The 14,221-nt window shown below is 61.3% G+C and carries 11 protein-coding genes; 5 read left to right on the forward strand and 6 right to left on the reverse strand.

Annotation, left to right across the window (positions count from 1 at the left end):
• Window positions 1-40 precede the first annotated feature (40 nt).
• The gene (locus tag NQ491_RS08245) at window positions 41-784 is read left to right on the forward strand and encodes a succinate dehydrogenase/fumarate reductase iron-sulfur subunit (RefSeq protein WP_019246651.1); all 744 of its coding nucleotides are present in this window, start codon (window positions 41-43) and stop codon (window positions 782-784) included.
• A 1,059-nt stretch (window positions 785-1,843) separates the two neighbouring features.
• Here the strand turns inward: NQ491_RS08245 and NQ491_RS08250 are convergent.
• From NQ491_RS08250 to NQ491_RS08275, 6 genes are all read right to left on the reverse strand, one after another.
• The gene (locus NQ491_RS08250) at window positions 1,844-2,917 is read right to left on the reverse strand and encodes an RluA family pseudouridine synthase (RefSeq protein ID WP_019246649.1); all 1,074 of its coding nucleotides are present in this window, start codon (window positions 2,915-2,917) and stop codon (window positions 1,844-1,846) included.
• Between the two features lie 7 nt (window positions 2,918-2,924).
• Window positions 2,925-3,809 (reverse strand): PASTA domain-containing protein, encoded by an 885-nt coding sequence (locus tag NQ491_RS08255; protein WP_019246648.1) that lies wholly within the window; start codon window positions 3,807-3,809, stop codon window positions 2,925-2,927.
• A gap of 296 nt (window positions 3,810-4,105) precedes the next feature.
• A complete protein-coding gene (locus NQ491_RS08260; protein ID WP_019246647.1) occupies window positions 4,106-5,206 on the reverse strand; it encodes a radical SAM protein in 1,101 nt (366 codons plus the stop codon).
• Window positions 5,207-5,274: 68 nt separating this feature from the next.
• Window positions 5,275-5,430 carry a 50S ribosomal protein L34 gene (gene rpmH, locus NQ491_RS08265; RefSeq protein ID WP_019246646.1) on the reverse strand — a complete coding sequence of 52 codons (156 nt, stop codon included), beginning with the start codon at window positions 5,428-5,430 and terminating at the stop codon, window positions 5,275-5,277.
• A 185-nt stretch (window positions 5,431-5,615) separates the two neighbouring features.
• On the reverse strand, window positions 5,616-6,239 hold the full coding sequence (gene rsmG / locus NQ491_RS08270; RefSeq protein ID WP_019246645.1) for a 16S rRNA (guanine(527)-N(7))-methyltransferase RsmG: 624 nt from the start codon (window positions 6,237-6,239) through the stop codon (window positions 5,616-5,618).
• An 83-nt stretch (window positions 6,240-6,322) separates the two neighbouring features.
• A complete protein-coding gene (locus NQ491_RS08275; protein WP_019246644.1) occupies window positions 6,323-7,312 on the reverse strand; it encodes a polyprenyl synthetase family protein in 990 nt (329 codons plus the stop codon).
• 337 nt (window positions 7,313-7,649) lie between these two features.
• Between NQ491_RS08275 and NQ491_RS08280 the strand changes: the two genes are divergently transcribed.
• From NQ491_RS08280 to NQ491_RS08295, 4 genes are all read left to right on the forward strand, one after another.
• Window positions 7,650-8,375 (forward strand): lysophospholipid acyltransferase family protein, encoded by a 726-nt coding sequence (locus NQ491_RS08280; protein ID WP_019246643.1) that lies wholly within the window; start codon window positions 7,650-7,652, stop codon window positions 8,373-8,375.
• A gap of 59 nt (window positions 8,376-8,434) precedes the next feature.
• On the forward strand, window positions 8,435-10,288 hold the full coding sequence (locus NQ491_RS08285) for a DNA topoisomerase IV subunit B (RefSeq protein ID WP_019246642.1): 1,854 nt from the start codon (window positions 8,435-8,437) through the stop codon (window positions 10,286-10,288).
• Window positions 10,289-10,313: 25 nt separating this feature from the next.
• Window positions 10,314-13,214: a DNA gyrase/topoisomerase IV subunit A gene (locus tag NQ491_RS08290; protein ID WP_019246641.1), complete on the forward strand. Its 2,901-nt coding sequence runs from the start codon at window positions 10,314-10,316 to the stop codon at window positions 13,212-13,214.
• Window positions 13,215-13,320: 106 nt separating this feature from the next.
• Window positions 13,321-13,869 (forward strand): shikimate kinase, encoded by a 549-nt coding sequence (locus NQ491_RS08295; protein ID WP_019246640.1) that lies wholly within the window; start codon window positions 13,321-13,323, stop codon window positions 13,867-13,869.
• Window positions 13,870-14,221: the final 352 nt, after the last annotated feature.

Raw genomic sequence — 14,221 nt, forward strand, 5'->3', positions numbered from 1 at the left:
CCGTATCATCGAATGAGTTAATCGCTAAACAAGAAAGACCATGAATTTGAAATTGAAAATATGGCGTCAGAAAAACGCCCATTCTCAGGGAAAGTTCGTCGATTATACGGTCGAGAACATTTCTCCCGACACTTCGTTCCTCGAAATGCTGGATATCCTGAACAACGATCTGATCCACAAGGGAGAGGAGCCCGTCGTGTTCGACCATGACTGCCGCGAGGGCATCTGCGGCATGTGCTCGCTGCACATCAACGGCCACGCGCACGGGCCCGACGAGGACATCACGACCTGCCAGCTGCACATGCGCAAGTTCCACGACGGCGAGACGATCACCATCGAGCCGTGGCGCTCGCGCGCGTTCCCAGTTATCAAGGACCTGGCCGTCGACCGCAGCGCGTTCGACAAGATTCTGCAGGCCGGCGGTTTCGTCTCGGTCGGAACCGGCGGAGTGCCCGACGCGAATACGATTCCGATTCCGAAGCCCGATGCCGACGAGAGCATGGATGCGGCCGCGTGCATCGGATGCGGCGCCTGCGTGGCTACCTGCAAGAACGGATCGGCCATGCTGTTCGTCGCAGCTCGCGTGTCGTCGCTCGCTAAGCTGCCGCAGGGCCGTGTCGAGGGCGCGCGTCGTGCGAAGGCGATGGTGGCCAAGATGGACGAGCTGGGCTTCGGCGCCTGCACGAACACCGGCGCCTGCGAGGCCGAGTGCCCGAAAGGCATCTCGATCGCCCACATCGCTCGGCTCAACCGTGAGTTCCTGTCGGCCAAGCTGAAGGACTAACGCTTTCCCGGTCGTTCGGCGGTTCGGAACGGAAAGGGCCGTCCGACGGTCCGGTTTTACGATTTCACCCCTGTCGGAACAATCTCCGGCAGGGGTGATTTCTGTTTTTGAGGGAGGGAACTGCCGAACGGTTCTCTTGTCGGAAGCATCGGGTTCCTACCCGCTGTGTTCCGGATGACCTTTTGTGCGTTTTCCCTAAGAAAAAGCGGAAACGACGGGCGCTCCGTTCCCGAACGATGAATCCGATCGGACCATTTGTCATTTCCGTCGTATGGAGCCGCGGTAGTCGGGGCGGTCCGTCGAGGACCGGCTGCCGTTGCGCCGCCGAGTCGTGCCGGGATGCGAGTCGTTGCTTCGGACGGGGCGGGGCATGCGTGTTCAGCCGTCGCGGCAGCCAGGGTTCTCCTTGTCCGGCGTTTCCCTGCCGCGATGGCGGTATGCCGGTTGAAGCGGAAAGTCCGTCGGCCGGCGGATATCCGAATTTCCCGTTTCGTAGTAAGAATGCGCTCGGCGGGATCGGCGCTGTATTTCGGGATGTCGTGTTTGCATGGAATGTGCGTCGGCCGGCTCCATGCCGTCGGCAGGGTTGTCCCGATGCGCTCGTTTTTCGGGAATCCGTTCCGTATGGCGTTTTCTAAACGCTTTTACGGGGACGCGGCGTGGAACGGGAAAGAGGGGGCGATAGCCTAGATAGAAAGCGGTGGCCGTATAGTCCGAAGGATAGAACATAGATCGCCTGAGCGCTTTTATGCCAAAGCGGTATGAGGCAAAATAGAATAAATAAGGGTAAGCCGAATCCGACGGATAAAAATATGAATTCCCGAATCGGCGATTCGGAAATCGCGTGCAGTCTGTTCGTCCGGGGAAAAGGCGGACAGAAGGGGAATCTGCGGAGCCGTAGGAAAGCCTGGCTTGTCGTGACGTTCTTGCAGCCGGTCTGTTCTGCCGTTCGGGAAAATCGCGCGGCGGCCGGGTCCGTGCCGTTATTTGCGTGGGGCCGGAGCGAGGGACCGGACGCCGGGGAGGATCGGATACCGGGGACCGGTGCGGACGGCGCGGCTATTCTCCGGTGCTTTCCCGTCCTGCGACATAGTTCCGCCAGCGTTCGACGACCGAGCGCATGTCGTCGGGCATCTCGCTCTCGAAATGTACGTTCTCCCCGGTCGTCGGATGGACGAAGCCGAGGCTGCGGGCATGCAGGCCGTGACGGGGCATCAGGCGGAAGCAGTTCTCGACGAACTGCCGGTATTTCGAAAAGGTCGTTCCTTTCAGTATCCGGTCGCCGCCGTATCGCTCGTCGTTGAACAGCGGGTGTCCGATATACTCCATGTGGACGCGGATCTGGTGCGTGCGCCCCGTTTCGAGGCGGCACTCGACGAGGTTCACGTAGCCGAGCCGCTCGAGCACGCGGTAGTGCGTGACGGCATGCTTGCCCGATTCGCCGTCGGGAAATACGGCCATCTTCATTCGGTCGCGCAGGCTGCGGCCGATGTTTCCGGTCACGGTGCCTTCGTCGGACTCCATGTTGCCCCATACCAGCGCGTGGTAGACCCGGTCGATCGAATGGTCGAAAAACTGCTTGGCCAGCCGGGCGTGCGCCCGCTCGTTCTTCGCGATGACCAGAATGCCCGACGTGTTCTTGTCGATGCGGTGGACGAGCCCGGCTCGCATGTCCCCGCTCTGAAACAGCGGCAGATCCTTGAGGTGGTACGTGAGCGCGTTGACGAGCGTTCCCGTGTAGTTGCCGTGCCCCGGATGTACGACCATGCCGGCCGGCTTGTTGACAATGATCAGGTCGTCGTCCTCGTAGCGGATGTCGAGCGGAATGTTCTCGGGGACGATTTCCAGTTCGCGCAACGGGTACGGCATTACGATCGAGATGCGGTCGAGCGGCTTGACCTTGTAACTCGACTTGACGGGAGTGCCGCCGACCAGGATGTTCCCCGCGTCGGCTGCGGCCTGAATACGGTTGCGCGAGACGCCCTCCATCCGGTTGGTCAGGAATTTGTCGATCCGCAGCATGCCCTGACCCTTGTCGACGGTCACGCTGAAGTGCTCGTACATTTCGTCCTGAGAGTCGGTCTCGCCGATCTCTTCCGGCATCGAAAGGTCGTCCAGTTCCTCCTCGCTCATGGAAAAATTATTCGGCGTTGTTGAATGCGGCTTCTTCCAAACTGTCGGCCAGCGCCTTGGCTGCGGCTCGCGCGTCGCGGTCCGATTGTTTGTGTCCCTTGGCCAACTGTTCCTCGTCGAGCGTGAGCCAGATGCGCACCTGCGTGCCGAGGGCCTGCCGGCTTCCCGTGGCGGGACTCTGCTTGTATACCTTGGCCTCGTGTTCGTTCAGCGCATCGATGCCGTCGCCGGTCGTAATCTTGCCAATGTTGAATCCGGCTTCCCACAGCCGGTTCTTCGCTTCGCGGACCGAGAAACCGACCAGCTTGGGAACCTGAGGCGCGGCCGCGTCGGGGGCCCTGCCGACGATCAGCGTGACGCCCGATCCGATTTCGGCCTGCATCCGGCTCGACGGACCGACCACCTTGCCGTCGCAGCGCTCCTCGAGCACGTAGTTCGTGGCGATGTCGTCGCGGTAGATCAGCTCCTTGATGCCGAGCCCGGCTATGTCGAGGTTGTTCTTCGCCTGACGCAGCGAGAAGCCGGTCACGTAGGGCACGTCGACCATTTTCTGGCGGAACGAGTTGATCGTGACGAAAATATGACGCCCGGACTTTACCTTTTCGCCGGGGGCCGGCGTCTGTTCGAGAATGACTCCTCCCGGATAGGCCGGCACGTAAAGCGAGTCGTTGATCTCGATTTTCAGCGATGCTTCTTTGCCTGCGTGCGCGGCTTCCTCGACGGTCATGTGGCTGAAGTCGGGTACGACCCGTACCTGTCCGTGCCGCGTGAACAGATTCAGCAACAGGTTGACGACGAAGACGAAGACGATGATCGCGCAGGCGGCCAGCACCAGATTGCGCGCGATGACGCTGGAGTTGATGCGCCGGGCGAGTTTTAGCAGAGGGTTCATGTCTGAAAACGATCGGGGTCGTGATACGGTATTTTTTTGTTGCGGGGACGCAGGACCGTTCCGCCTGCGTCCGTTGTCGGAGGCCGTGCTCCGACGGGGCGTTCTGTTCTTAGGTTCCATCGTTTCGTTCGGATCGGTCCGGAGCGCGCGGGCAACCGGTTTGCGGCAGGAACTTCGCCGTTTCTCCGGGAGCCTGCCGCAGTTCGGCGTAAATATACTATATTTTTTCGGATATGCCGTCCCGGAACTCCGGGTTCATCGCGGCTGCGACCGGCGGGATACCGGCGGTCGTCGGATCAATCGGTCGTTTTCCGGACCGGACGGTAGAACGTGTCGCGCTCGACCGGCTCGTAGCCTGCCGAGCGTATCGTCCGCTCCATCTCGGCGGTCGTCATGGTCGGGGACTGGTCCTCGGCCCCGGCCATCGAGTAGATTTTCGTGCTGTCGTCGATCGTGCCGTCCATATCGTCGGCTCCGAAAGCGAGCGCGATCTGGGCGGTCGTCTTGCCGAACATCGGCCAGTAGGCCTTGATGTGCGGAAAATTGTCGAGATAGATGCGCGCCAGAGCCGTCATCCTCATGTCTTCGACAACGCTGACTTCGCCGATTCCGGACATCGAATTGTTGCGGCTGCGGTACTTGAGCGGAATGAAGGCGTTGAATCCGCCCGTTTCGTCCTGCAGCGAGCGCAGCCGGTCGAGGTGGTCGATGCGGTCTTCCCAGCTCTCGATGTGCCCGTACAGGATCGTCGCGTTGGTCGGGATACCGATCCGGTGCGCCTCGCGGTGCATCGAGAGCCACTCGTCGGCCGTGCCTTTCTCGGGGCAGATGCGCGAGCGGACAGGCTCGGCGAAGATTTCGGCTCCTCCGCCCGGAATCGCTTCCATGCCCGATTGCTTGAGCAGCAGCAGTCCGTCGCGGGGAGCGAGGCCCGCCTGACGGATCATGTACGCGAGCTCGATCGCCGTGAACGCCTTGACCGACGCCTGAGGCATGATGCGTTTGATCTTCCGGATCAGGTCGGCGTAATAATAAAGGTCGTTGCGCGGATGCACGCCCCCGACGATATGCACTTCGGTCGCGCCGCTGTCGCGGTGTGCCTCGACTTGGGAGAGTATTTCCCGCTCGTCGTAATCCCAAGCCTCGGGCGAGCCGGCCGGCCGGCGATACGAGCAGAAGCGGCAGTTGAACACGCAGACGTTCGTCGGCTCGATATGAAAATTCCGGTTATAATATACTTCTTTGCCGCTTTTGCGTTCCTTGACGCGCACGGCCAGCAGCCCCAGCAGGGCCAGCGGGGCTTGCTCCGCGAGCGCGAGCGCTTCGTCCGGCGTGATACGTCGTCCTGCGTCGATTTCGGCGGCGATTCCTTTCAGCGGGTCGGTCAAGTCGAACATGAGTCGGGTTTCGGGACAGAGAAAAGGCTGCCCGGATGAGCAGCCCTCACATTCGTTGCGGCCGGAGACTATTTCCAGCGGGTATCGTCGGATACGGTCAGTCTCTTGCGGCCTTTCGCGCGGCGGGCGGCAAGCACTTTGCGGCCGTTGGCGGTCGACATTCTTTCACGGAAGCCGTGCTTGTTGATCTTCTTTCTCTGTGAAGGTTGAAAAGTCCTTTTCATCGCGGTTATGATTTATATATTTATTTCCCGTAAAGTCGTTCGTTTTCCCTGCCGCCCGCGCCCGAAAATGCGAGCGACGGGGCCGTAGGCACGGCGGAGTGCAAAGGTAAAAACATTTTTGTTTATAAAAAAACTTTTCCGCGATTTTTCGCAGGACACTTCCCGCACAGTTTCAGCACGGTAGCTCATCGGCCGAAATAGACGACCTTTTTGGTCTCGAAAAATTCCCCGTCGAAGAAATCGGCGATTTCGTATGTTCTGTACGGCTTGCCGGCGGCTTGCAGCTCGTCTCTCAAGTCGCCTCCCTTCAGGTACAGGATGCCGTTGGGCAGCGTGCCGGCCGCCTCGCCGCGGTCGATCTTGTCCCATACCCAGCCGATGAACGTCTTCATTTCGGTGACGGCCCGGCTGACGACGAAATCGAAGCGGCCGCCGACCTGCTCGGCCCGGCCGTGTACGGTACGGACGTTGTTCAGGCCCGTAGCGCGGATCACCTCGTCGACGACGCGTATTTTCTTGCCGATCGAGTCGACCAGCGTGAACCGCGCCTCCGGGAAGAGTATGGCCAGCGGGATGCCGGGGAAGCCCCCGCCGCAGCCTACGTCCATCACGCGCGCGCCGGGACGCAGCGCGCAGACTTTCGCGATGGCGAGCGAGTGCAGCACATGGTGCGGGTAGAGCCGATCGATGTCCTTGCGCGAGATGACGTTGATGCGTTCGTTCCATGTCCGGTACGCCTCGTCGAGCACGGCGAAGCGCTCGCGCTGCGCGGCGGTCAGGTCGGGAAAATATCGGAGCAGGGTTTCCATGTCGGTTTTGTTTTAGAGGCGCGCCTCCGGTCCTGGCCCGCGCTTCGGCGCGGCGGCTGCGGGAGAGCCCGGCGCAGGAGCGGCTATTTGTCCCGCGAGAGAACGAAGTCGGCGAACAGGCGCAGCGAACGCAGTACGTCCGAATCGGGGTATCCTTCCAAAAAGGCGAGCGCCTTGTCGCGGTACTCGGCCATGCACTGCCGGGCGTGGTCCAACCCGCCCCCCCGCTCGACTGCGCGGCACAGGTATTCGACATGGTCCGGGCTGTTGCGCACGTCGCTTAGCTTGGCGAGCAGCAGGTCGCGTTCGGCCGGCGTGCTTTGCTCGAGCACGTAGAGCAACGGCAGCGTGATCTTGCGCTCGCGCATGTCGCCGCCGGTGGGCTTGCCGGTCACTTCCATAGGCGAATAATCCAGTATGTCGTCTTTGATCTGAAAGGCGACGCCCAGGTTGTTGCCGAACTCGCGCATCCGGTTTACGTGCTCTTCGTCCGCACCGACCGAGATCGCCCCGGTGGCTCCGCAGGCGCCGAGCAGCGCGGCGGTTTTCTTATAGATGATGTCGTAGTAGATTTCGCGCGTCATCGCCAGTTTCTCGGTCTGCTCGGTCTGGATCAGCTCTCCCTCGCTCACCTCGTGGATCGAACGCGTGACCTCGGTCAGCATGTCCCAGCCCTTGTTTTGCAGGCAGACGTGATAGGTGCGCGCGAAAATGTAGTCGCCGATCAGAACGGCCGTCCGGGCGTGCCACAGCGCGTTGACGGACGGCTTGCCGCGTCGGACGTAAGCCTCGTCGACGACGTCGTCATGGATCAGCGAGGCCGTATGGATCATCTCGACCAGCGACGCGCCCATGTAGCTCCGCTGGCCGATCTCGCCGTGCAGGGCGGCCGACAGCAGCACGAGCAGCGGGCGGAGCTGCTTGCCCCGGTTGCCGAGGATGTAGTCGCTGATCGAGCCGACATAGGCGTTGTCGCTATGCAGGATCGACGCGATGTACCGCTCGTAGCTGCGTATCCGGTCGGCTATGGGGGCCTGGATTTGTTCCAGCGTGATCTTCGGTGCGTTTTCCATGACATGCAAATATCTGAGATTTTTTTGAAACGGCCAACTTTGCCGCGCTTTTTGAGAGGCTTCCGCCGGGCCGGCGGCGACAGAAAGTTCCGCGGTTTCGCAGGTCCGGAGGCGAGTCGGTGCTGACCGTCCGGGAGCCGTTGTCGGCTCGGTAGCCGGATTGCGATGCGAATTGCGCTCACGATCAATGCATTGTGTGCGGCGACGTGTCGGAGTGAAGCAAGCCGAACACCTTTCCGGAATTGATTAAATGTTGATAACTGCGCAGCCGCAGCGTCGGAAAAACCGAAAAAATGTGCTAAACTTGCAGGATTAACATGGGAAAATCTGCGCCGATATGGCCTCTGCGATCTACTATCTGCTTCTGTCGCTCTTCACGGTGATCTGTTTCGTCCCGTTCGCCGTTCTTTTTGCGCTGACCGTTTTTTTCGATAAGGAACGGGTGGCGCTGCATTGGGCGTCGCGCGTCTGGTCGTACGGGATCTTCCGGTTGTGCCCGCTATGGAAGCTGCGGGTCGAAGGCCGGGAGAAGATCGATCGGAGCCGTCCGTGGGTCATCGTGACGAATCATCAGTCGATGCTCGACATTCCGCTGATGTACGTGCTGCCGCTCAACTTCAAGTGGGTGTCGAAAAAAGAGGTGCAGAAGATGCCGATCTTCGGCTGGGTGCTGTGGATGCACGGCGATATCCCGGTCGAACGCGGATCGCGCCGCAGCGCCAAGCGGATGATGGAACGCTGCGTCGAGCGCCTGTCGAGAGGTACTTCGGTCATCGTGTTCCCGGAAGGGACGCGGACGCGGACCGGCGAGATCGGCCGCTTCAAGGACGGGGCTTTTCTGGTGGCGAAAAGTGCGGGCGTCGGCATACAGCCTGTCGTGATCGACGGCACGTGGAGCCTGATGAAAGGCTGGCGCGTGCGGATGCCGCACACGTTCCGCGTGCGGGTGCTCGATCCGATTCCGCCCGAGCGGGTCGCTTCCTCGGAAGCCCGGGAGCTGGCCGGACGGACCGAAGCGTTGATGAAGGAAGCGCACGGACGGATGCTTTCCGAAGGGAAATAGAATATTTTGAGGAATCGTCATAACGCGGGAAGGTCCCGCATCCGAAGAAAGGAACGAACATGAACGCAGCAGCAGACTACGGCGACGAGCATATCCGGACGCTCGACTGGAAGGAGCATATCCGCCGGCGCCCGGGCATGTATATCGGGAAGCTCGGCGACGGCACGTCGGCCGACGACGGCATATACATCCTGATCAAAGAGGTGCTTGACAACTCGATAGACGAGTATATGATGGGTTTCGGCAAGACGATCGACGTCACGGTCGGGGACGACGGCCGCGTGTCGGTGCGCGACTACGGGCGCGGCATTCCGCTCGGCAAGCTCGTGGACGTCGCCTCGAAGATGAACACCGGAGCCAAGTACGATTCGAAGGCTTTCAAGAAATCCGTCGGCCTGAACGGCGTCGGCATCAAGGCCGTCAACGCGCTGTCGAGCGAGTTCACGATCCGCAGCGTCCGCGACGGCGAGGCGCGCACCGTGCGTTTCGAGGCAGGCGAGGAGATATCGGACACGTCCGAGAGCGGCGTCGGCGACCGCAACGGCACGAGCGTGTCGTTCGTGGCCGACCGGAGCGTATTCGGCGAGTATGCCTACCACATGGAGTACGTCGAGACGATGATCCGCAACTACACCTATCTGAACGCCGGGCTGACGATCCGCGTCAACGGGCAGGCTTTCGTGTCGCGCAACGGCCTGCTGGACCTGCTCAACGAGAATCTGGGCGAGGAGCCGCTCTATCCGCCGATTCACCTGACGGGGACCGACATCGAGGTGGCGATCACGCACGGGCACGGCTACGGCGAGACGTACTATTCGTTCGTCAACGGACAGCACACGACGCAGGGCGGGACGCATCAGGCCGCGTTCCGGGAAGCGATTGCCAAGACGATCAAGGAGTTCTACCGCAAGGATTTCGATGCGGCGGACATCCGCACGTCGGTCATCGCGGCAATCAGCGTCAAGGTCGAGGAACCGATGTTCGAATCGCAGACCAAGACGAAGCTCGGATCGAAGGATATGGGACCCGACGGGCCGACGGTGCGCAACTTCGTCGTCGATTTTCTGAAAACCGAGCTCGACAACTATCTGCACAAGCATTCCGAGACGGCCGACGTGCTGCTGCGGAAGATTCAGGAAAGCGAGAAGGAACGCAAGGCGATCTCCGGCATCCAGAAGAAGGCGCGCGAGATGGCCAAGAAGGTGAGCCTCAACAACAAGAAGCTGCGCGACTGCCGTATCCACCTCACCGACAAGAACGAGCGGGCCGAGGAGTCGATGATTTTCATCACCGAGGGGAATTCCGCGAGCGGGTCGATCACCAAGTCGCGCGACGTGAACACGCAGGCCGTGTTCAGCCTGCGCGGCAAGCCGCTCAACAGTTACGGGCTGACCAAGAAGATCGTTTACGAGAACGAGGAGTTCAATCTGCTGCAGGCCGCGCTGAACATCGAAGAGGACATGGACAACCTGCGCTACAACAAGATTATCGTAGCGACGGATGCCGATGTGGACGGAATGCACATCCGGCTGCTGCTGCTGACGTTTTTCCTGCAGTTCTTTCCCGACGTGATCCGCTCGGGACACCTTTATATTTTGCAGACGCCGCTGTTCCGCGTGCGCAACAAGAAAGAGACGCGCTACTGCTATAGCGAGGAGGAGCGCCTGCGGGCCGTGAACCAGCTCGGGCCGAACCCCGAGATCACGCGCTTCAAGGGCCTCGGGGAAATCTCGGCCGACGAGTTCAAGAACTTCATCGGCGAGGACATGCGGCTGGACAAGGTGCGGATGACCAAGGACGATCCGATCTGCGATCTGCTCGAGTTCTACATGGGCAAGAACAGCGCCGAGAGGCAAGGCTTCATCATCGGCAACCTGCGCATCGAGGCCGACTATGTCGAGGATTTGATTTGACGACTTCCAAGAGCAAACGACGAACATGAGCGATAAAGACAACGAAAAGGAACTGTCCGCGAATCCCGAGGACCTCGGATTGCGGGAGCCCGGCGCGGGCGACGACGGCGCAGGCGTTCGGGAGGGAACCGTCGCGGAGGGCGCTGCGCCGGACGACGGCGGGGCGGAGGCTTCGGCTGCGGGCGAGGCGGAGACCGTTGCGGAAGCATCCGAGACGGGCCGTCCGGCCAAGTTCGGCCGGCTGACGGGCGACGGGGCCGACCGGCGAAAGCTGACGGGCATGTACAAGGACTGGTTTCTGGACTATGCTTCGTATGTGATTCTGGAGCGTGCCGTGCCCCACGTCGACGACGGACTGAAGCCGGTGCAACGGCGCATTCTGCACGCGATGCGCAAGCTCGACGACGGACGCTACAACAAGGTCGCCAATATCATCGGCTCGACGATGCAGTACCATCCGCACGGCGACGCTTCGATCGGCGACGCGCTCGTGCAGCTCGGGCAGAAGGATATGCTGATCGACTGTCAGGGCAACTGGGGAAACATCCTGACGGGCGACGGCGCCGCTGCGCCGCGGTACATCGAGGCGCGGCTGTCGAAGTTCGCGCTCGACGTCGTGTTCAATCCGAAGACCACCGAGTGGATGCTCTCTTACGACGGCCGCAATCAGGAGCCCGTGACGCTTCCGGTCAAGTTTCCGCTGCTGCTCGCGCAGGGCGTCGAGGGAATCGCCGTCGGACTGGCGTCGAAAATCCTGCCGCACAATTTCAACGAGCTGATCGACGCGTCGATCGCCTATTTGCGCGGCGAGCCGTTCGAGCTCTATCCCGATTTCCCGTCGGGCGGGCTGTGCGACGTGACGCGGTACAACGACGGATTGCGCGGCGGGGCGGTCAAGGTCCGCGCGCGGATCAACAAGATCGACAAGCGGACGCTCGCGATCACCGAGATACCCTACGGTACGACGACCGAGTCGATCAAGGAATCGATCATCAAGGCCAACGACAAGGGTAAAATCAAGATCAAGAAAGTCGACGACAACACTTCGGATCAGGTCGAGATCATCATCCACGTCAGCAACGACGAGTCGTCGGACCGGACGATCGACGCGCTGTACGCCTTCACCGACTGCGAAGTCTCCATATCGCCGAATTCGTGCGTCATCATGGACGACAAGCCGCATTTCATGGGCGTGCACGAGATTCTGCGCCGCTGCGCCGACCGCACGCGGGAATTGCTGCGCCGCGAGCTGGAAATCCGGCTCGAGGAGTTGGAGCAGGACTGGCATATGTCGTCTCTGGAAAAGATTTTCATCGAGAACAAGATTTACCAGCGCATGGAGGAGGCGACTTCGCGCGAGGCGGCCTATGCCGCCGTCGACGAGGGACTGAAGCCTTTCGCGCATCTGCTGCGCCGCGAGATCACGCTCGACGACGTCGTGAAGCTGACCGAGCTGCGCATGATCCGCATTTCGCGCTACGACTCCTTCAAGGCCGACGAGCATGTGAAGAGCGTCGAGCAGGAGATCGCGCAGGTGAAACGGCATTTGGCGACACTGACCGATTTCACGATCGCCTACTTCCGCCGGATCAAGGAAAAGTACGGCCGGGGCCGCGAGCGGAGGACCGAGCTACGCGAGTTCGACTCGATCGAAGCGACGAAGGTCGTCGTAGCGAACGCCAAGCTGTACGTCGACCGGGCCGAGGGCTTTTTCGGTATCGGGCCGGCCATGCGCAAGGACGAGTTCGTATGCGACTGTTCGGACATCGACGACGTGATCGTCGTGACCAAGGAGGGCAAGTACGTCATTACGAAAGTGAGCGAAAAGGCGTTCTTTGCGAAGAACATCTACCATATAGGCATTTTCAAGCGCAACGACGAGCGGACGATCTACAACGTGCTCTACCGCGACGGCCGCGGCGGCCCGCTGATGATGAAACGTTGCGCGATCAAGGGTATCACGCGCGACCGCGAGTACGACCTGACCAAAGGCACGCCGCGCAGCGAGATTCTTTACATGAGCGTCAATCCGAACGGCGAGGCCGAGGTGCTGAAAGTCTACTTCAAGCCGAGACCGAGGCTCAAGAAGCTGATCGTCGACCTGAATTTCGGCGAGCTGGCCATCAAGGGCCGGCAGTCGCAGGGCAACCTGTTCACGCGCTATGCGATTCATAAGATCGTGCTCAAGGAGCGCGGCGCGTCGACGCTCGGCGGCATCAGCGTGTGGTACGACGACGAGATCCGGCGGCTCAACACGGACGGCCGGGGCGAGTTGCTGGGCGAGTTCTCGGGCGACGACAGGCTGATCGTGATGACGGGCAAGGGCCTTTACTATACGACGGGCTACGATCTGGGCGTTCACTTCCCGGAGGAGACGATCCGCGTCGAGAAGTACGATCCGGGCCGCATATACTCGGTCGTCTACTTCGACGGCGAGCAGAACTACTATTACGTCAAGCGCTTTACGGCCGAGCCGAGCGACCGGATGCAGAGTTTCGTCGACGAGGCGGCCGGAGCGTCGCTCGTGGCGATCAGCGGCGACCGCTATCCCCGGCTGCTGGTCGGCTATGCGGGACATAATGCCGGCCGGCCCGACGATACGATCGACGTGGACGAGTTCATCGGCGTCAAGAGTCACCGGGCCAAAGGCAAGCGCGTGACGACGCTCGAGGTCGGCCGGATCGTCTTTACCGATCCGATCGAGCGTGAGCCTCGTCCCGAGGAACCGTCCGGAGAGGACGATCCGGGGAACGGTTCTTCCGGCGAGGGGGCCGGAACGGATGCGGCATCGGCCGGCGTTTCCGGAAAGGAGAGTCCGGCGGCGAAAAAGCCCGAGCCCAAGAATTACGTGGCCGGCGATACGGTCGAGTTCGACGTGGCCGGCGAAGAAGAGAAGGGCAACGGGCGACAAATGGAACTGTTTTGAGCGTGAGGCTCGCGGGCGGCGGCAGACCGTCTTTCCGGAAAGGGCTGCCGTTCGACGAATGTTATGCAAGGGCCGTCCGGGCGGCCCGTCGGAGAGGTTTAGGGGCATGCTGATATTTCTGGTAGGATACATGGGGTGCGGCAAGAGCACGATCGGGCGGGCTTTGGCCCGCCGGCTCGGCAAGCCGCTTCTGGATATGGACGCGCTGATCGAGGAGCATTGCGGCAAGCGCGTCGGCGAGATTTTCGAAACGTTCGGCGAAGACGGATTCCGGCGCATGGAGCGCGATACGCTTGCCGAAGTGATTTCGTCCTACGACGATGCGGTGGTCGCGACCGGGGGCGGAACGCCCTGTTTCTTCGACAACATGGAGGCGATGAACCGTGCGGGCCGGACGATCTATTTTCAGATGAGCGCCGAGAAACTGGCGGTCCGTCTGGAGCATGGCCGCGCCAAGCGCCCGCTGCTGCGCGACAAGAGCGAGGACGAGCTGGTCGAATATATCCGCGAGAATATCCGCAGGCGGGAACCGTTCTATTCGCAGGCCCGGCTCGTGATCGGTTGCGACGGCGTGAGCGACGACTATGTGGTGAGCCACGTCGTGTCGTATTTGGAGCATTGCGGGGCCGCCGAGACCGCGCGCCGGGACCGCTGATGTCCGGAATATGCGCGGGGCATCGGCTGCCGGATGGCTGCATAAGCTGTGCTGCCGCGCGAAGAAGAGCGAGAGCCGAATTGCGGCACGGTCTGCGGGATAGTTCGGTTTTTCCGGGCTGTCGCAGCGGGGGGCTATTTCCCCCGGCGAATAGCGGCGGGGGGGCCGGAGACCGGCGGCTTCGTCAGCTGGGGAACCCGATTCCGGGTCCGGAACTTTGCGCTTGCGCTTTGTTTGTTCGGCGCGATAGCGTAACTTTGCACCGTGTTCCGCCGGAGCGCAGGAAATGCCTTGCGGAGCCGATGCCGTAGGACGGAATCCGGAGAAGCATTCGCGGACCCGGCAGGCCGGG

The sequence above is a fragment of the Alistipes ihumii AP11 genome (genome assembly GCF_025144665.1).
In the GTDB taxonomy this organism is placed as follows: Bacteria; Bacteroidota; Bacteroidia; order Bacteroidales; family Rikenellaceae; genus Alistipes_A; species Alistipes_A ihumii.